The sequence below is a fragment of the Nocardia coubleae NBRC 108252 genome, from assembly GCF_001612805.1.
In the GTDB taxonomy this organism is placed as follows: Bacteria; Actinomycetota; Actinomycetes; order Mycobacteriales; family Mycobacteriaceae; genus Nocardia; species Nocardia coubleae.
Genome location: NZ_BDBD01000010.1, coordinates 111,706 through 129,048, shown reverse-complemented (window position 1 = coordinate 129,048; position 17,343 = coordinate 111,706). Strand labels below are relative to the sequence as shown.

Genomic DNA, 17,343 nt, shown 5'->3' with positions numbered 1-17,343 from the left:
ACGGCGGACTATGGTGCGGGAGTGGGTAAGGCGCCCGAGCTGTTGCGACTCGGCGAACCGGCCGGGCGACGGCTGCTCGCCGCCACCGTGCTCGGCTCGGGGATGGGGTTTCTCGACGGCACCATCGTCAACGTCGCGCTTCCCCGGATCGGCTCCGAACTGCACGCCGACCTGGCCGCCCTGCAATGGGTGATCAACGGCTACACCCTCGCACTCGCCTCGCTGATCCTCGTCGGTGGCGCGCTCGGCGACCGGTTCGGCCGCAAACGGATGTTCGCCTGGGGCGTCGCCGCGTTCGCTGTCACCTCCGCGCTGTGCGCGCTCGCGCCGACGATCGAAACCTTGATCGCGGCACGGCTGTTGCAGGGCGTCGCCGCCGCCTTGCTGACCCCCGGCAGTCTGGCGCTGGTCGAGTCGTCCTTCGTTCATCACGACCGGATGCGGGCCATCGGCGCCTGGACCGGCATGCTCGGCGTCGCCACCGCAGGTGGCCCGGTGCTCGGTGGCTGGCTGGTCGGGCTGTCGTGGCGGTGGGCGTTCGCGATCAATCTGCCGCTGGCCGTGCTCACCCTGCTGTTGTTGCGCGGCGCGCCCGAGTCACGCGACGAACGCGCCGACGGCAAGCACTTCGACCTGCCCGGCATCGTGCTCGCGCCGGTGGCGCTGGCCGCGGTCACCTGGGCGCTCACCGAATGGCCCGACACCGGCGCCACACCCGCGACGGTCGGCGCCGCGGCGACGGGTGTGGTTGCCGCCGTGGCGTTCGTCGTCGTCGAACGGCGGGCGCGGTATCCGATGGTGCCGCCCGAGATGTTCGCCGACCGGGTCTTCACCCTCATCAACGTGGTGACGCTGCTCGTCTACGCCGCGCTGTCCGGGTCGATGGTGTTCATCGCCCTGTTCCTACAGATCGGCGCCGGCTGGTCGCCGTTGGCGGCCGGGGCGGCGAGCGTGCCGATCAGTGTGCTGATGTTCCTGCTCGCGGCGCGTTTCGGCGCGGTCGCCACCCGATTCGGGCCACGCAGGCCGATGGTGATCGGCGCGTTGGTCCTGGCCGGCGGGCTGGCGCTGCTGGCGGGCGCGCCGCGCGACCCCGGCTTCGTGACCGACATCCTGCCCGGGATGCTCGCCATGGGCCTCGGCCTCTCGATGCTCGTCGCCCCGCTGACCGGCACCGTCCTCGCCGCCGCACCGGCCGGTCGGGCGGGGGTCGCCAGCGGCATCAACAACGCGGTCTCGCGCACGGCGGGGTTGCTCGCCGTCGCCGCGTTGCCGCTGCTGGTCGGGCTTTCCGGGCACGCCTACGCCGACGCCGATGCCGTCACCGCGGCCTATCGCGGCGCCTTGTGGTGGTGCGTGGGGCTGGTGCTCGCCGGGGCAGTCGTCACCGCTGTCGGCCTGTCGGGGCGTCGCGCCGCCGGGTGATGGACCGGTGTGCTGGCACACACTGTCGGACCAGGTCGCGACCTGCGCGCGAGGTTCTGCAACTATGGAGCTCATGCGCATCGCGGATCATGTCGTCGACCTCATCGGCAACACCCCACTGGTTCGGCTGAACTCGGTGGTCGGCCCGAACGCGGGCCTGGTCGCCGCGAAGATCGAATACCTCAACCCGGGCGGCAGCTCCAAGGACCGCATCGCGGTCAAGATGATCGATGCCGCCGAGGAAGAGGGCCTGCTGAAGCCGGGCGGCACGATCGTCGAGCCCACCTCGGGCAACACCGGTGTCGGCCTGGCCCTGGTCGCCCAGCAGCGCGGGTACAAGTGCGTGTTCGTCTGCCCCGACAAGGTGAGCGAGGACAAGCGCAACGTGCTGCGTGCCTACGGCGCCGAGGTCGTGGTCTGCCCGACCGCCGTGCCGCCGGAGCACCCCGACAGCTACTACAACGTCTCCGATCGCCTGGTCCGCGAGATCGACGGCGCCTGGAAGCCCAACCAGTACTCCAACCCGGGCGGCCCGGAAAGCCATTACGAGACCACCGGCCCCGAGATCTGGGCCGACACCGAAGGCAAGGTCACCCACTTCGTCGCGGGTGTCGGCACCGGCGGCACCATCACCGGCACCGGCCGCTACCTCAAGGAGGTCTCGGGCGGGAAGGTGAAGATCATCGGCGCCGACCCCGAGGGCTCGGTGTACTCCGGCGGCACCGGCCGTCCCTACCTCGTCGAGGGCGTCGGTGAGGACTTCTGGCCCACCGCCTACGACCCGGCCGTGCCCGACGAGATCATCGCCGTCTCCGACGCCGACTCCTTCGAGATGACCCGTCGCCTGGCCCGGGAAGAGGGCCTGCTCGTCGGCGGCTCCTGCGGCATGGCCGTGGTCGCCGCGATCGAGGTGGCCCGGCGCGACCCCGACGCCGTCGTCGTCGTGCTGCTGCCCGACGGCGGCCGCGGCTACCTGTCGAAGATCTTCAACGACAAGTGGATGAGCTCCTACGGCTTCCTCACCACCCCGCTCGAGTCGGGCCCGGAACCGCTGGTCGGTGACGTGCTGCGCGGCAAGTCGGGCGAGCTGCCCGACCTGGTGCACACCCACCCGTCGGAGACCCTGCGCGACGCCATCGAGATCCTGCGCGAATACGGTGTCTCGCAGATGCCGGTCGTCGGCGCGGAACCGCCGGTGATGGCGGGCGAGGTGGCGGGCAGCGTCACCGAACGCGACCTGCTCTCGGCCGTCTTCGAGGGCCGCGCCCAGCTCACCGACTCGGTGGCCCAGCACATGAGCCCGTCCTTCCCCCTGATCGGTTCGGGCGAACCCCTCTCGACCGCCACCAAGGCCCTGTCCGACACCGACGCGCTGATGGTCGTCGAAGACGGCAAGCCCGTCGGCGTCATCACCCGCCACGACCTGCTCGGCTTCCTCAGCACCGGCTCGATCTGAGATCAGACCGAACGCGAAGGCCGCCCGGACAGCGGCGGTGAGCTGAGGAGCTGACGCCGAGCACGGTCGGCGTCGTGCTGCGCTACATCGTCTGGGATGAGCAGGCAGCGAAACGGCGGTGGGATCAGAGTGACGATGAAGTCCCGCAGGGCCGTCGCTGTGGACAGCCCTGCGGGATATCGGTCAAGCCAACGCGGAGTGTAGGTTCACCCACTGCTCCGGGTGGACATAGGCGACCACCGTGTCGTGGGCGATGCCTGCGCTGTGCAGGGCCGTGTCCACTCCGTGGTAGCGGGTTCGCAGCGCGGTACCGACCGAGCCGCCGATTCCGGAGTATGCGGTGCGTACCAGTTCGGTGTAGGAGTCGCGGTGGGGGACAAAGGGTGTCGGGCGGCGGCCTAGTCGCAGGATGGCGGTGTCGACTGCCGGGATCGGGCGGAAGCTGGTGCGGTGGATGTGGCCGCGTAGTTGCCAGTCGAACCACGGCCAGGTCAGGGCGGTTGTCAGGCTCCATCTTCCGTAGTCGCCGGTGTGTTTGCGGGCGTACTCGCGTTGGGTGAGCAGGGTCGCCGAGGTGAGGGCCGGTGCGCTCAGGCACCAGTCCACGATCCGTGCGGTGGCCGAGAACGGGATGTTGCCGACGACCGCGAACTCGGTGCGTGGCGCCTTGGCGTTGGTGAAATCACCTCGGATCACCTGGATTCCGTGCTCGCCCCTGGTCTGGGCCGAGAGTTTGGCCGCGAGCAGTGGATCGATTTCGTAGGCGGTGACCTCGGCCCCGCGCCGGGCGAGTGCCCGGGTGAGCACGCCTTCGCCCGCACCGGGTTCGAGCACGGTACCGGCTGGATCGGCGACGGTCATCAGTAGTTCGACCGCGTGGGGATCCACCAGGAAGTTCTGTGACAGCGTCCTTCTGTTCGAGTCGCGCGACGTACGGTGGCCCCCACGCGCGGCGATCTTGCGCTGGGTGTGTGAATAGTTCTTGTGTGAATGGTCCTGCGCCACGGCAGTTGCCCCTTCGGGTCATCGAGTCGGAAGAGTCTCGATGGGCCCTGGGCGCGCCGGTGGACGCGAGAGAGGAGATCCGCGTCCGCTAGCGGGCCAGAGCCCGGGCGTGGCGGATGCGGATGAATACGGAGCACGACATGCGGATCACGCTAGAACTCGGTCCATTCGGTCGCAACCGAATTTCACGCCCCGCTGACCGTTCGTGCGCGCAAGGCGGCCACCGCCGACTCGGCGGCGATCAACGCGCTATTGATGGAAATCTCTCCGCGCATGCCGGGCGCGGCGACCATGTCACCGGCCAGGTACACCCCGTTGCCCCGGTCGACGGCCGGACGGTCGCGCCAGGTGGTGCCCGGAAGGTCCAGGGCGCCGGTGCGGTTCTTCGCGGTGGCTTTACGGTGGAAGGTCTTGCGGGAGCGCCAGTCCGGGATGATGGCGTCGGCGAAAGCTTCGAGGCGTTGGTGGGCGGCATCGCGGGATTCGCCCGGGCGGACGGGCATCTGGAGTTGGTAGAGGGATTCGCCCGCGGGAGCGATGGAGTCGTCCTGCATGGTGTAGGACTCGTGGAAGCCGCCTTCGTCCAGGTCGAACACCAGGCTGCGGTCGCGGCGGTCCTTGGTGACGGCGATGTCGAGGAGAGCGGCGAACCCGGATGTGCCGCGCGGTATTTCGTCGCCGAGCAGGCGGCGGGCCGAATCCAGGTCGGTCGCCACGATCACCGGGCCGTCGGTCGGCACGCTGTCCAGGCGTGAACCGGTTTCGATCGCGACGCCGAGTTCTGTTGCCCGCGTGACCATACGATCCACCGTGCGTTGCCACCCGCCGCGCACCCAGCGCACCGCCGGAACCTTCGCCCCGAGGACACGCTGGAAGAGGTCCCAGACGAACGCGGCCGAGAGCCGACCGGTTTCCGCGTCATAGGTGACCACGCTGATCGCGTTGGCCATCTGGGTCGCGGTCCGCTCGCCCCAACGCTCGGTCGCCCAGGTGTGGAAATCGATGTCCACCGGGGCTGTCAGACGAGTTCGGGCTTGTGCGCGGAGCATGGTGATCGGCGGCATCCGACGCAACGTGCCGTCGCACCGGAACGCGACCTTCGCCGCGTCGACGGGAGACGGCCAGCCGAGTCCGTCGACAAAACCGCGCTTCTTCAGCCAGGTGTAGTGCGGTCCGTCGGCGTAGAACACATGCGCGCCCTCGTGCACCACATGTGGTGGCTCGGTGGCGCGGCCCCGACCGCCGAGTGTGCTGTGTGCGTCGTGAAGACGCACGGCCGCACCGGTTTCGGCGACCGCGATGGCCGCTGTGAGTCCGGCCAGGCCGCCCCCGATCACCGTGACTGGTGTGTTCATGGTTGTTCCTCCTCGTTGCCCGCCCATTCGAGTCGGGCGGCGATCATTTCCGCGGTTGCTCTCAGATAGCTTTCGGCCTCGACATTCGCCGGATGGTCGCCGTCGAAGATGTCGCGGATCAGCCAGAAGTGCGCGATAGCACCGACGAGTACGGCGGCGGTTGCCTCCCAGTCCTGTTCGCGCCCAGGGGTTCCGGCCAGCTCGGCGAGTCCTCGGGTGAGCACCGGCATGACAACGGCGTACTCCTGCTGTCGGAAGACCTCGAGCATGTCGGCGGGAACCGAGTTGTCGCGCATCAGAATCCGGTTCACATCGCGATCGTGGTCGATCCGGTCCAGGCCGATCCGGCACAGCGCCGTCAGCTTGTCGACCAGTGAACCGGCGGGGGCGAGCGCGGCGGTGATCGAGAAGTCCGGCGCCAGGAACAGCTTCAACGCGCCGCGTTCGGACAGCCGCGACGACACCGCCTCGACCAGCAGTTCGTCCTTGGACCGGAAGTGCCGGTACAGCCCGCCGGCTCCGCTGGACAACCCCGCGGCCCGCTCGATCTGAGCCACCGAGGTCTTGGCGAACCCTTGCTCACCGAACAACCGCAGCGCCTCGGTCATGATCCGCTCGCGCGTCGACGGCGTCACTGGCACTCCTCCTGTAAGTAACCACTTACTTACAGAGTGAGCCGCGATCGCTTCGCGCGCAAGAGCGGACCGTGTGGCTCATCCCACGTGCGAGAAAGTAGGCAACTTTCTCGCAACCGGCTGGTTCGGACCGATTCATGGGGGTAAGCCTCCGATGACACTCTCGGCAAATCGGGCGGGAAGAGCGAAAGGAAGTGCTGTGGACAACTCCGTCGTCGCGATCGACTTCCAGCAAGGCTTCAATGACGCTTGGAGTTCGGTAGCGCAATTCGTGCCGAAATTGGTTGCCTTCATCGCCATCCTGCTGATCGGCTGGATCATCGCGAAAGTAGTGGCGAAGGTGGTGAACGCGGTGCTCGAGCGGGTCGGTTTCGACCGGCTGGTCGAGCGCGGCCAGATCAAGAAGATGATGGCCAAGAGCAAGTACGACGCCTCTGATCTGCTGGCCAAGCTGGCCTACTACGCGATCCTGCTGATCGCGCTGCAGATCGGTTTCGGTGTGTTCGGCCCCAACCCGGTCAGTGACCTGCTCACCGGCATCGTGGCCTGGCTGCCGAAGGCGGCGGTGGCGATCGTGATCGTGGTGATCGCGGGTGCGGTCGCGCACGCGGTGAGCGAGCTGGTCACCAACGCGCTCGGCGGCCTGTCCTACGGTTCGCTGCTCGGCAAGATCGCCTCGGTGTTCATCTGGGCGATCGGTATCATCGCGGCCCTGAACCAGATCGGCGTCGCCACCACGGTGACCACCCCGATCCTGATCGCGGTGCTCGCCACGATCGGCGGCATCCTCGTCGTCGGTGTGGGCGGCGGCCTGGTCCGGCCCATGGAGCAGCGCTGGAGCAGCTGGCTCGGCAACCTGGAATCGGAGATGCCCGCGCTCAAGGGCGAGGCGCAGGCCTACCAGCGCGGTCGTGAGGACGTGACGCGCGAGGGGCAGCGGGTGCCGGGTTCGCACACCCAGCAGACCCAGCAGGAATGGGCGACTCCCGGTGCGGGCGGCAGCCCGCAGGCCGGTGGCTACCCGCAGACGGGCCAGCAGCCCGGCTGGGGCGGGGAAACCGCGAGGTAGGAACCAACCGGCGCCGGCGTTCCGTCACCGCTTCGGTGGCGGAGCGCCGATTCCGGTTTCAGGCGCCGGCGTGGTGGCAGACGGCCGCGAGCCGGTACTGCAGCCAGTCGGCGTCGTGCCAGGTCTGCGGCGCCACCCCCGCGAACACACCCGCTCGCTCCGCGACGACTTGATCGAGCAGTCCGCGCACGTATCCGGCCAGCAGGATGGCGAGCGGAAGCCGCGCCGCCTCCTCGACCCCGTACTCGAGAATGTCGCGGACGGCGGCGGCGTGCTGGTCCAGCTGCGCCAGCACCCCTGGGTGCTGCGCTGCGGCGGCGGCCGCGGGGACGCCGTATTCGATGTTCAACTGTCGCAGATGTCGCCGTGCCGAAATTTCGAGCAGTGCGGGGCCGAGCGAAAACACCACCAGATGGTAGCGAATCCGTCATAGAGCGGCGAACGCGGCGCAACTTTACGATCCTGTGCACAGACTTGCGTGAAGTGCCGCCCCGATGGATTCTGGGCAGGTATAACCGATTCGGGAGAACTTTCGGCAAACCAGCTCGGCGAGCGAAAGGATCTACGGTGCACGTCACCGATTCGGCGGTTCAGCTGCTGTGGGCGAACCCTGTCGTCGCCGCGGGCGCCGGTTACACGGCGCGCTCCGGTGTCACGGGACTGCTGCGGCACCGGCCTTACGCGCGGGTGCTCGGCCGATTCGTCGCGGCTTTCCTCTGGGGTAGCGGCGGAGTCGCCGCGCTCACCGCCCTCGGGGTTCCCCTCGGCCTCACCCTCCCGCTCGCTCTCACGGTGCTCACCGTGGTCGCCCTCACGCTCACCCTCGTCTTCGCCGGCGGAATGATCCGCCCCGCGACCGCCGACTCGACGGACTGATCCGGCGACGAGTCGACCGGCCTAGCGGAAAGCGTTCGCGTCGGTGAGCGCCTTGCCCAGCACCAGTTGATGCACCTCGGCCGTGCCCTCGTAGGTCAGCACCGACTCCAGATTGTTCGCGTGCCGCAGCACCGGGTAGTCGAGGGTGATCCCGTTGGCACCCAGAATCGTGCGGCATTCGCGGGCGATGCGGATCGCCTCACGCGTGCTGTTGAGCTTGCCCGCGCTGATCTGCTCACTCGTGATCTCGTGCCGATCCTTCAACCGGCCGAGATGCAGGGCCAACAGTTGACCCTTGCCGAGCTCGAGCGCCATATCGGCCAGCTTCGCCTGGGTGAGCTGGTAGCCGGCCAGCGGCTTGTCGAACACCTCGCGGGTGCGGGCGTAGTCGACGGCGGCGGCGAGGCAGTCGCGTGCGGCGCCCAGCGCACCGAAGACGATGCCGAACCGCGCCTCGCTCAAGCACGCCAGCGGCGAACTCAACCCGCGTGACTCGGGAAGTACCGCGTCGGCGGGCAGGCGCACGTCATCGAAATCCAGTGCGGCGGTGAGGGATGCGCGCAGCGACAATTTCCGGTGGATCTCCCGGGTGGTGAATCCGGGGGTGCCTGCCGGTACGAGGAACCCACGCACCCGTGGCTTGTCGTCGCCGGGCTCCTCGGCATAGGCCCACACCACGGCGATGTCGGCGACCGAGCCGTTCGTGATCCACATCTTCGACCCGTTGAGCACCCAGTCGTCACCGTCGCGGCGCGCGCGGGTGCGCATGCCACCGGGGTTGGAGCCGTAGTCGGGTTCGGTGAGCCCGAAGCAGCCGATCAGCTCACCGGCCGCCATGGCGGGCAGGTACTGCTGCTTCTGCTCCTCGGACCCGAAGAAGTGGATGGCCGTCATGGCGAGTGAGCCCTGCACCGACACCATGCTGCGCACACCGGAGTCCACGGCCTCGAGTTCCTGACAGGCCAGGCCGTAGGCGGTGGCCGACGCGCCCGCGCAGCCGTACCCCTCGAGGTGCATGCCGAGCAGTCCGAGCTTGCCGAGTTCGGGTGCGATCTCGCGGGCGGGGAAGGTGCCCGCCTCGAACCACTCCGCGATGTGCGGGCGAAGTCGTTTCTCGCCGAATCGGGCGACGGTATCCCGGATCTCACGCTCCTCCGGGGACAGCAACGCATCGATCGCGAACAACTCTTCCACGGTCACCATGGCGTCAGCTTAACCGTGGCGCCGTCACCGAATCGGGCACTTCGTGCAGGCGTGATACCCGTGCGCGAACGGCCGGATCCGGGCATCTAGTCTGAGTCCATGAGTGAGCTGGGATTCTCGACCAGGGCCGTGCACGCCGGATATGAACCCGATCCTCAGACCGGTGCGGTGAACGTCCCCATCTACGCGAGCTCCACCTTCGCCCAGGACGGCGTCGGCGGCATGCGTGGAGGCTACGAGTACGCGCGCACCGGCAACCCGACCCGCACGGCACTGGAAGCCAACCTCGCCGCCCTCGAATCGGGCAGCTACGGTCGCGCCTTCGCCTCGGGTATGGCCGCGACCGACTGTGCGCTGCGCGCGGTGCTGCGCCCCGGCGACCACATCGTCATCCCCGACGACGCCTACGGCGGCACCTTCCGGCTCATCGACAAGGTGTTCAGCCAGTGGGGCATCGAGCACTCGCCCGCCCACATCGCCAACCTCGACGAGGTCCGCGCGGCCATCCGCCCCAACACCAAACTGGTGTGGATCGAGACGCCGACCAACCCGCTGCTGAGCATCGGTGACATCCCCGCCCTTGCCGACATCGCGCACGCGGCGGGCGCCAAGCTCGTCGTCGACAACACCTTCGCCACCCCGTACCTGCAGCAGCCGCTGCTGCTCGGCGCCGACATCGTCGTGCACTCGACCACCAAGTACCTCGGCGGTCACTCCGATGTCGTCGGCGGCGCGCTCATCACCAACGACGAGGAACTCGACAAGGCGTTCGCGTTCCTGCAGAACGGCGCGGGCGCGGTGCCCGGCCCGTTCGACGCCTTCCTCACCCTGCGCGGCATCAAGACCCTCGCCGTGCGCATGGAGAAGCACTGCGACAACGCCGAGGTGATCGCGGAGTTCCTCTCGAACCACCCCGCCATCTCGAAGGTGATCTACCCGGGCATGCCCACGCACCCCGGCTACGAGATCGCGCAGAAGCAGATGCGCCGCAGCGGCGGCATGATCTCGGTTCGCCTCGCCGGTGGCCGGGAGGCGGCACTGAAGTTCTGCTCGCGCACCACGATCTTCACCCTCGCCGAATCGCTGGGCGGCATCGAGTCGCTCATCGAGCACCCGGGCGCCATGACCCACGCCAGCACCGAGGGCTCGGCCCTGGAGGTGCCCGCGGACCTGGTCCGGCTCTCGGTGGGCATCGAGGACATCAGCGACCTGCTCGCCGACATCGAACAAGCGTTGAGCTGAGCGGGGACCAGAGAATGACGAAGCGGCCGCATCCGGTATCCGGGTGCGGCCGCTTGCGTTCGGGTTCTATTTCACGGGGCTCGAGGCGGCCGTGTTCAGCCGTGGTAGGGCTCCGCGCTGACCAGGGTCACCTTCATGGTGTTGCCGTTGGGCAGCGTGTATTCGCGGGTCTCGCCCACCTTGGCGTCGATCAGCGCGCCGCCGAGCGGGGAGTTCGGCGAGTAGGTCTCGAGATCGGTGGCGCCGAGGCCCTCTTCGCGGGTGGCGATCAGGAAGGTCTCGGTGTCGCTCTCGTCCCCGTCGTAGTAGACGGTGACGACCGAACCGGGCAGTGCCACACCGGACTTGGTGGGTGCCACGCCGACCTTGGCGTTGTTGAGCAGCTCCTGCAGCTGGCGGATACGCGCCTCCTGCTGACCCTGCTCCTCACGCGCGGCGTGGTAGCCACCGTTCTCCTTGAGGTCGCCTTCTTCGCGACGCTCGTTGATCTCGGCGGCAATGACCGGACGATTGGCAATGAGCGAGTCCAGCTCACTCTTGAGCCTGTCGTGCGACTCCTGGGTAAGCCAGGTCACATTCTCGGTCATCTCGATCACTCCCTAGTAGTTGTTCCCGGCGCACCGGGATTCCCTGAAACCGGCGCCACGCCCCCGGTAGGAGGGCATGCACCAGCCCGACGGCTGGAGCGATCCTGGGGGTGAACCCGTAACCCGGAAACAGCATCGCTGGCCGCCAATGCAGCAAACACGGCTCCGAGCCCCGGAACCGTGTATCCAGCTATTTTAGCATGTCTCACAAAGATGCAGGTCAGGGCCGATCGCGCGGTGTCAGCGCAGCCGCAGATAGCTGGGCACGTCCTCGGTGCAGCCGTAGATGTCGCCCGCCGAGGGGCGGCTCGATGCCTTGACCGTGGTGCTCACCTGCACGCTGGTCGCCTCCGAGCCGGGCACGAGGATCTCGCGCCTGCCCACTTCGGCACCGTCACGGTCCATCGCCCGTACGAAGCACACCACGGCGTTGCGCGGCTCGTCGCGGGTGACCTTCACCCGCATCTCCAGCGTCGAGTCGTCGACGACCACGTAACCGAGCTGCTCGGTCTCGATCGCCTTCGGGCCGTATTTCTGGAAACCGAGATAGGCGACCACGAAGCCGGCGACCACCACGCCGACACCGAGCAAAGCGAGCACCCAGGGGCGGCGCACCGGTGGTTTTGTGCCATACCGTTCGGCGTGTCGCGCTGCTGAGGCGGCCGAGCTCGCGGCGGAGTGCGGTGCGGGCTCGGTCATCGGTTCTCGCTCCCGGGGGTGGTCGGAACAAAAGTGGGGTCGGATGGAACTATAGGGACTGTAGTTCTGACACCCGCGAGCGAGAGCGATGGTGAACGAGACGTGAGTGGCCTTCGCCTCATGGCGGTGCACGCCCACCCCGACGACGAATCGAGCAAGGGCGCCGCGACCACGGCCAGGTACGCGGCCGAGGGCGTCGACGTGCTTGTCGTCACCCTGACCGGTGGCGAACGCGGCAGCATCCTGAACCCCGCCATGGACACCCCGGGTGTCCTCGACCGGATCGAGGAGATCCGGCGCGAGGAGATGGCCGCGGCCGCCCATGCGCTCGGTGTGCGCCAGCAGTGGCTCGGTTTCGTCGACTCCGGTCTGCCCGAGGGCGACCCGCTGCCGCCGCTGCCCGAGGGTTGCTTCGCGCTGGTCCCGCTCGAGGAGGCCACCGAGGCGTTGGTCAAGGTGGTGCGCGAGTTCAAACCGCACGTGATCACCACCTACGACGAGACCGGCGGCTACCCGCACCCCGACCACATCCGCTGCCACGAAGTGTCGGTGGCCGCGTTCGACGCGGCGGGCGACCCGGAGGCATTCCCCGACGCGGGCGAACCGTGGACCCCGCTGAAGCTGTACTACGACCACGGCTTCAGCCAGAAGCGCCTGGAAACCTTCGCCGCCGAGTTCGAGCGTGAGGGCAAGCCGTTCCCGCTGCAGGAATGGCTGGACCGGATGCGTCAGTACGCGGCGGCGCGCGGCGACATCATGGCCCGGGTCACCACGCAGATCGAGTGCTCGAAATACTTCCCCCAGCGTGACGACGCCCTGCGCGCGCACGCGACCCAGATCGATCCCAACGGCGCGTTCTTCGCGATCCCGTTGGAGATGCAGCAGCGGCTGTGGCCGACCGAGGAGTTCGAATTGGCCAAGACCAGAGTATCCACCGCCATCCCGGAGACCGACCTGTTCGCCGGTATCGAGGACGCCGACCGGTGATTCTGGCTCTCCTCGCACAAGACCCCGGCACCCCGACCGGCCCGGAGTTCGGCAAGGCCTCCCCGCTCGGCCTGCTGATCGTGTTGATCCTGCTGGCCGGCACCGTCCTGCTGGTTCGTTCGATGAACAAACACCTCAAGGGCCTGCCGGAGACGTTCGAACCCGAACATCCCGAACCGGACCAGAAGGCCGACGAAGGCACCGACCCGGGCGCGATCCCGGACACCGGCGACGGCACCGAACCGCCGAAACCGGCGGCGACCTAACGGGCCAGATCGGCCACCAGTTCACCGATCAGATCGCGAGCGGCCTCGGCATGCTCGGCGATCTGCCGTGGCGCGCCGCTGGCACTGAGCTCGATGGTCTTGTTGATCAAGCCGAACGCGATGATCAGCTGCCGCAGAGCAGCCCGGCGCTCGGACGGTGTCATGTCGGAAGCCGTCGGCTGGGTCATCGTCACAGCTAAGGGATCGCCGCAGGTGGCGGGTTCGTTTCGCCCGAGACGCAATCGTTGCCGCCGCGATCACCAGTCGATGAGGTCGAGTTCGTGCAGGCGGCGGAACACCATCATCGAACCCGGCGCCACCTGGGTCATGCCCGCGTATTCGCTCACCGTGAAGTACCGGAATTCGGCGATTTCCCCGGTGGCCTGCGGTTCGCCGGTGAGGTCGGCGAGGAAACACGTCATGTGCAGCGGGGTGTTGCGGCCGTGACCGAACGCCTCGGCCTCGAAGATGCCGAGCTCGGACACACCGTCCAGACCCACGCCCAGCTCCTCCTCGATCTCGCGATGCAGAGCTTGTAAAGGGGTCTCGCCGGGATCGATCTTGCCGCCCGCCATGTAGAAGACATCCTTGCCTTCCGGGCGCGTCTGGATCAGCCTGCGGTCGCGAACATGGGCGAGGGCGGCGGTGCGGATCATGGGTTCACTCTATTGAGCGAACGGCTTGGAATCATGTCGAACGGTCAGGTGTCTGGGTCACCGACCGTGAGACTGGTCTCGTCCGATCCGGTGAGGGCACGTGAGGTGTCCTTGAGGTCGACTCCGGAGCGGCCGAGTGCACGGGCGCCCGCGACGAGCCCGGCCACCACCCGTGCCGCATCGGCATAGGCCAGACCGTCCGGTGGGTGGATATTGGATACACAGTTGCGTTCGGCGTCGGCACGGCCGGGGCGTGGCGCGTGGGTGAGATAGATGCCGAGGCTGTCGGCCACGGACAGACCGGGCCGTTCCCCGATCACGACGAGCAGGGTCCGCACGCCCATGGCCTCGGCGATGTGGTCGCCTAGCGCCACCCGCGCCTGGGTGGCGATCACGGGTGGGGCGACGGTGTAGCCGCCGAGTTCGCCTGCCAGCGCGGACAGCAGGCCCGCGCCGTGGTCGGTGAGTGCGCGGGGAGACAGGCCGTCGGCGAGGACGATGCCGATATCGAAGTCGCCGTGGGTGATCGGTGACAGGTCGGCGGGGAGCCTGCCGAGATCGGGGCGACGCAGGTACTCCGAGCGGGAGGCGGCCTTACTCGTCACCGTCACCGGCTCGCCGAGCCCGAGTTCGGCTATGCGGGTGGCGAATTCGTCGATAGCAAGCGGTTCGTGCACGGCGTCCCGGGCGGCGGCGTGTGCTGCGCGCAGGGCGAGCACTTCGCTGGTCGGCAGGGCGTTGCCGGTGCGGCCGAGTCCGATCCTGGACTGAGTGGTGCTGCGCAGCTGAGCCCAGAAGTCTTGGGAAACATCAGTTTCGGAACCATTGCTCATCTCCGGCACGGCCGCCGTATCCCGCATGATCTCGGCTTCGCGCGGCGAGTTCGAGCCGCTCATCGGGTGCCTGCCAGTGCGCGCAGGGGAGAGGACAGCGGTTCCACTCGGCGCAGTCCGCCTTTCGCGTCGAGCATGCCGAGTCCCGACAGCCATGCCTCGAATTCCGGTGCGGGGCGCAGGTCGAGGACCTTGCGAGCATAGAGGGCGTCGTGGAAGCTCAGACTCTGGTAGCCGAGCATGACGTCGTCGGCACCGGGCACCGCGATGACGAACGCGCAGCCCGCCGCGCCGAGCAGGGTGAGCAGGGTGTCCATGTCGTCGGCGTCGGCTTCGGCGTGGTTGGTGTAGCAGACATCGACGCCCATCGGCAGTCCGAGCAGCTTCCCGCAGAAGTGGTCCTCGAGCCCGGCGCGGATGATCTGCTTGCCGTCGTAGAGGTACTCGGGCCCGATGAAGCCGACCACCGTGTTGACCAGCAGCGGCTCGAGATCGCGGGCCACGGCGTAGGCGCGCGCTTCCAGCGTCTGCTGGTCGACCGGCCGATTCCCCACGCCCAGATGGGCATTCGCGCTCAGCGCCGAACCCTGCCCGGTCTCCAGGTACATCACGTTGTCGCCGACCGTGCCGCGCCGCAGCGATCGACCCGCCTCGTTCCCCTCGCGCAGCAGCGAGATGTTCACGCCGAACCCGGAATTGGCGCCCTCGGTGCCCGCGATGGACTGGAAGACCAGGTCCACCGGAGCACCCGCCTCGACCAGGCCGATGGTGGTGGTGACGTGGGAGAGCACGCACGACTGGGTGGGGATGTCGAATCGCAGGCGCACCTCGTCGAGCAGGTGCAGCAGGTCGGCGGTGGCCTGCGGTGAATCGGTGGCTGGGTTGATGCCGATCACCGCGTCACCGCAACCGAGCAGCAGGCCGTCGAGGGTGGCGGCGGCGATCCCACGCGGGTCGTCGGTGGGATGGTTGGGTTGCAGGCGGGTGCTCAACCGGCCGGGCAGGCCGATCGTCGTGCGGAACGCCGACGTCACCGTGGCGGCCCTGGCCACCGCGATCAGGTCCTGGTTGCGCATGATCTTGCTGACCGCGGCAACCATTTCCGGGGTGAGACCGGGCGAGACGGCGGTCAGGGTCGTCGCCGCGTCGTCGGTCGCGGCGACGGCGAGCAACCAGTCGCGCAGCCCACCGACGGTGAGATGCGCGATCGGCGCGAAGGCCGCGCGATCGTGGCTCTCGATGATCAGCCGGGTGACCTCGTCGGACTCGTAGGGCACGACCACCTCGGTGAGGAAGGTCCGCAGCGGCACTTCCGCCAGCGCCCACTGCGCGGCCGCGCGCTCGGCGTCCGTGTCGGCCGCACAGCCGGCGAGCTGGTCACCGCTGCGCAGCGGGGTGGCCTTGGCCAGCAGGTCGACCAGTCCGTCGAAGGTGTAGGTGGTGACGTCGATGGTGCTGCGGTACTTCGTCATCGAAGTGCGGCGCCGGTCGGCGCCGTCCTCCTCTCGCGAGTGCGTGGTTGACGCTCGGCAGACACGGCCGAGCGGGGGACAACGGTCAGCGGATCACTCGAGTTCCTCTTCGGCTTTCGCCAGCGCGGCGAATTCCTCGTCGGGTGACTTGGCGACCAGGTGGTGGCGACTGTAGAGGCCGAAGTACGCCATGAAGGCGCAGAACACGCCGAGGGTGAACAGCGCCGCCTTCGGGTCGACCAGGAAGGTCGCCGCCACCGAGGCGGCCGCGATCACCAGCGCGAACGAGGTGGTGGCGATGCCGCCGGGGGTCCGGTAGGGGCGGGGCATGTTCGGTTCACGGAGGCGAAGCACGATGTGGCTCACCATCATCAGCACGTAGCTCACGGCCGCGCCGAACACGGCCATGTTGAGCAGCATGGCTCCCTCGCCGGTGAGCGAGAGGGCGAAGCCGATGATGCCGGGCACGACGAGCGCGAGCATCGGCGCCTTGCGGGAGTTGGTCACCGACAGGCTGGTCGGCAGGTACCCGGCACGGGAGAGCGCGAAGGTCTGGCGCGAGTAGGCGTAGACGATGGAGAAGAAGCTGGCGACCAGTCCGGCCAGGCCGATGTAGTTGACGACCTTGGCCGCCGCGCTGTCGCCGAGCGCCTCGACCAGCGGGTTGCCCGAGACGGAGGCGTCTTGGGCGCCGAGCGCACCGGTCACCAGGAACAGCACCACCGCGCCGGTGACCATCAGCATCAGCATCGCCACGATGATGCCCTTGGGCACGTTCTTCTCCGGTTCACGGGCTTCCTCGGCGGCCAGCGGCACGCCTTCGACGGCGAGGAAGAACCAGATGGCGAACGGGATCGCTGCCCAGATGCCCAGGTAGCCGAACGGGAGGAACGCCGAGGAGCCGGTGGCCGCCGCGTCCGGCGCGATGTTCGTCAGGTTGGCGGCGTCGAACCGGCCGACCGCCGCGATCGCGAACACGACCAGGCCGACAAGTGCGATCGCGGTGATCACGAACATCGCCTTGAGCGCCTCACCCGCGCCGCCGAGATGGATGCCGATGAACAGCGCGTACACCGCCAGGTACACCCACCAGCCGTCGGTGATCCCGAACAGGTTCAGCGATTCCACGTAGGCGCCGATGAAGGTGGCGATGGCGGCGGGCGCGATCGCGTACTCGATGAGAACCGCTGTGCCCGTGGCGAACCCACCCCACGGCCCGAGAGCGCGCCGGGCGAAGGTGTAGCCACCGCCCGCGGCGGGCAGCGCCGAGGACAGTTCGGCCATGCCGAGGACCATGGCCAGATACATGCCGGCGATGATCACCGAGGCGATCAGCAGGCCACCGAATCCGCCTTCGGCCAGGCCGAAATTCCAGCCGGAATAGTCGCCGGAGATCACGTAGCTCACGCCGAGACCAGCCAGCAGCACCCAGCCGGCGGTGCCGGAACGGAGAGTGCGTTTGGCGAGATAGTCGTCGGCGGGTGGTTGGGCGGTGCGTTTGGCGAGGTAACCGTCGGCGGGCGGATCGGCGGTGGGGGCGGGAACGGCGTCGGTACTCACAGGTAAAGCTCCTCATC

The 17,343-nt window shown here is 68.2% G+C and carries 19 protein-coding genes; 7 read left to right on the top strand and 12 right to left on the bottom strand.

The genetic code is table 11. From position 1 onward, the window contains the following. Positions 1-21 precede the first annotated feature (21 nt). Both NCO8_RS08450 and NCO8_RS08445 read left to right on the top strand, forming a co-directional pair. Positions 22-1,425, top strand: a complete 1,404-nt coding sequence (locus tag NCO8_RS08450; RefSeq protein WP_067637854.1) for an MFS transporter — start codon at positions 22-24, stop codon at positions 1,423-1,425. Positions 1,426-1,498: 73 nt separating this feature from the next. Next, on the top strand, positions 1,499-2,881 hold the full coding sequence (locus tag NCO8_RS08445; protein ID WP_067485967.1) for a cystathionine beta-synthase: 1,383 nt from the start codon (positions 1,499-1,501) through the stop codon (positions 2,879-2,881). Between the two features lie 183 nt (positions 2,882-3,064). Here NCO8_RS08445 and erm read toward each other — a convergent pair whose 3' ends face one another. From erm to NCO8_RS08430, 3 genes are all read right to left on the bottom strand, one after another. Then, positions 3,065-3,838, bottom strand: coding sequence for a 23S ribosomal RNA methyltransferase Erm (gene erm, locus NCO8_RS08440; RefSeq protein WP_376739943.1), 774 nt, complete (start codon positions 3,836-3,838; stop codon positions 3,065-3,067). A gap of 233 nt (positions 3,839-4,071) precedes the next feature. Next, positions 4,072-5,241: an FAD-dependent oxidoreductase gene (locus NCO8_RS08435; protein WP_067637848.1), complete on the bottom strand. Its 1,170-nt coding sequence runs from the start codon at positions 5,239-5,241 to the stop codon at positions 4,072-4,074. Then, complete coding sequence (locus NCO8_RS08430) at positions 5,238-5,876, bottom strand: TetR/AcrR family transcriptional regulator (RefSeq protein ID WP_157104835.1); 639 nt, start codon at positions 5,874-5,876, stop codon at positions 5,238-5,240. The genes NCO8_RS08435 and NCO8_RS08430 overlap by 4 nt, the downstream gene beginning before the upstream one ends. Before the next feature lie 199 nt (positions 5,877-6,075). Between NCO8_RS08430 and NCO8_RS08425 the strand changes: the two genes are divergently transcribed. Further along, positions 6,076-6,945 carry a mechanosensitive ion channel family protein gene (locus NCO8_RS08425; RefSeq protein ID WP_067637842.1) on the top strand — a complete coding sequence of 290 codons (870 nt, stop codon included), beginning with the start codon at positions 6,076-6,078 and terminating at the stop codon, positions 6,943-6,945. 58 nt (positions 6,946-7,003) lie between these two features. Here the strand turns inward: NCO8_RS08425 and NCO8_RS08420 are convergent, their stop codons facing one another. After that, complete coding sequence (locus NCO8_RS08420) at positions 7,004-7,351, bottom strand: DUF6401 family natural product biosynthesis protein (RefSeq protein WP_067485976.1); 348 nt, start codon at positions 7,349-7,351, stop codon at positions 7,004-7,006. Between the two features lie 161 nt (positions 7,352-7,512). Between NCO8_RS08420 and NCO8_RS08415 the strand changes: the two genes are divergently transcribed. Further along, positions 7,513-7,821 (top strand): hypothetical protein, encoded by a 309-nt coding sequence (locus NCO8_RS08415; protein ID WP_067637840.1) that lies wholly within the window; start codon positions 7,513-7,515, stop codon positions 7,819-7,821. A 21-nt stretch (positions 7,822-7,842) separates the two neighbouring features. Here the strand turns inward: NCO8_RS08415 and NCO8_RS08410 are convergent, their stop codons facing one another. Further along, positions 7,843-9,024 carry an acyl-CoA dehydrogenase family protein gene (locus NCO8_RS08410; RefSeq protein WP_067637839.1) on the bottom strand — a complete coding sequence of 394 codons (1,182 nt, stop codon included), beginning with the start codon at positions 9,022-9,024 and terminating at the stop codon, positions 7,843-7,845. Between the two features lie 99 nt (positions 9,025-9,123). On the opposite strand from NCO8_RS08410, the gene NCO8_RS08405 reads away from it, so the two are divergent. Beyond that, entirely contained in the window at positions 9,124-10,266 is a 1,143-nt protein-coding gene (locus NCO8_RS08405) for a cystathionine gamma-synthase (protein ID WP_067637836.1), read from the top strand. Positions 10,267-10,361: 95 nt separating this feature from the next. Here NCO8_RS08405 and greA read toward each other — a convergent pair whose 3' ends face one another. Next, on the bottom strand, positions 10,362-10,853 hold the full coding sequence (gene greA / locus NCO8_RS08400) for a transcription elongation factor GreA (protein WP_067485978.1): 492 nt from the start codon (positions 10,851-10,853) through the stop codon (positions 10,362-10,364). Between the two features lie 240 nt (positions 10,854-11,093). After that, entirely contained in the window at positions 11,094-11,552 is a 459-nt protein-coding gene (locus NCO8_RS08395; protein WP_067637835.1) for a DUF4307 domain-containing protein, read from the bottom strand. 120 nt (positions 11,553-11,672) lie between these two features. On the opposite strand from NCO8_RS08395, the gene mca reads away from it, so the two are divergent. Continuing rightward, on the top strand, positions 11,673-12,539 hold the full coding sequence (mca, locus tag NCO8_RS08390) for a mycothiol conjugate amidase Mca (protein ID WP_133733926.1): 867 nt from the start codon (positions 11,673-11,675) through the stop codon (positions 12,537-12,539). Next, positions 12,536-12,805, top strand: a complete 270-nt coding sequence (locus NCO8_RS08385; RefSeq protein ID WP_067485627.1) for a hypothetical protein — start codon at positions 12,536-12,538, stop codon at positions 12,803-12,805. Before mca ends, NCO8_RS08385 begins: the two co-directional genes overlap by 4 nt. Here the strand turns inward: NCO8_RS08385 and NCO8_RS08380 are convergent. From NCO8_RS08380 to eat, 5 genes are all read right to left on the bottom strand, one after another. Continuing rightward, on the bottom strand, positions 12,802-12,993 hold the full coding sequence (locus NCO8_RS08380; RefSeq protein WP_067485629.1) for a hypothetical protein: 192 nt from the start codon (positions 12,991-12,993) through the stop codon (positions 12,802-12,804). The two genes, NCO8_RS08385 and NCO8_RS08380, sit on opposite strands and share 4 nt — an antisense overlap. 69 nt (positions 12,994-13,062) lie before the next feature. Beyond that, positions 13,063-13,461, bottom strand: coding sequence for an NUDIX hydrolase (locus NCO8_RS08375; RefSeq protein ID WP_067485630.1), 399 nt, complete (start codon positions 13,459-13,461; stop codon positions 13,063-13,065). Between the two features lie 44 nt (positions 13,462-13,505). Then, positions 13,506-14,294: an ethanolamine ammonia-lyase subunit EutC gene (eutC, locus tag NCO8_RS08370; protein ID WP_067638013.1), complete on the bottom strand. Its 789-nt coding sequence runs from the start codon at positions 14,292-14,294 to the stop codon at positions 13,506-13,508. Positions 14,295-14,353: 59 nt separating this feature from the next. Further along, on the bottom strand, positions 14,354-15,766 hold the full coding sequence (locus NCO8_RS08365) for an ethanolamine ammonia-lyase subunit EutB (RefSeq protein ID WP_067637834.1): 1,413 nt from the start codon (positions 15,764-15,766) through the stop codon (positions 14,354-14,356). A 93-nt stretch (positions 15,767-15,859) separates the two neighbouring features. Continuing rightward, a complete protein-coding gene (gene eat / locus NCO8_RS08360) occupies positions 15,860-17,326 on the bottom strand; it encodes an ethanolamine permease (RefSeq protein ID WP_084456768.1) in 1,467 nt (488 codons plus the stop codon). Positions 17,327-17,343: the final 17 nt, after the last annotated feature.

Coding starts and splice junctions, on each gene's coding strand:
- eutC (WP_067638013.1), bottom strand. CDS start 14,294: ATGAGCAATGGTTCCGAAACTGATGTTTCCCAAGACTTCTGGGCTCAG.
- NCO8_RS08405 (WP_067637836.1), top strand. CDS start 9,124: ATGAGTGAGCTGGGATTCTCGACCAGGGCCGTGCACGCCGGATATGAA.
- NCO8_RS08380 (WP_067485629.1), bottom strand. CDS start 12,993: ATGACCCAGCCGACGGCTTCCGACATGACACCGTCCGAGCGCCGGGCT.
- greA (WP_067485978.1), bottom strand. CDS start 10,853: ATGACCGAGAATGTGACCTGGCTTACCCAGGAGTCGCACGACAGGCTC.
- mca (WP_133733926.1), top strand. CDS start 11,673: ATGGCGGTGCACGCCCACCCCGACGACGAATCGAGCAAGGGCGCCGCG.
- NCO8_RS08445 (WP_067485967.1), top strand. CDS start 1,499: ATGCGCATCGCGGATCATGTCGTCGACCTCATCGGCAACACCCCACTG.
- NCO8_RS08410 (WP_067637839.1), bottom strand. CDS start 9,024: ATGGTGACCGTGGAAGAGTTGTTCGCGATCGATGCGTTGCTGTCCCCG.
- NCO8_RS08395 (WP_067637835.1), bottom strand. CDS start 11,552: ATGACCGAGCCCGCACCGCACTCCGCCGCGAGCTCGGCCGCCTCAGCA.
- NCO8_RS08365 (WP_067637834.1), bottom strand. CDS start 15,766: ATGACGAAGTACCGCAGCACCATCGACGTCACCACCTACACCTTCGAC.
- NCO8_RS08435 (WP_067637848.1), bottom strand. CDS start 5,241: ATGAACACACCAGTCACGGTGATCGGGGGCGGCCTGGCCGGACTCACA.
- NCO8_RS08375 (WP_067485630.1), bottom strand. CDS start 13,461: ATGATCCGCACCGCCGCCCTCGCCCATGTTCGCGACCGCAGGCTGATC.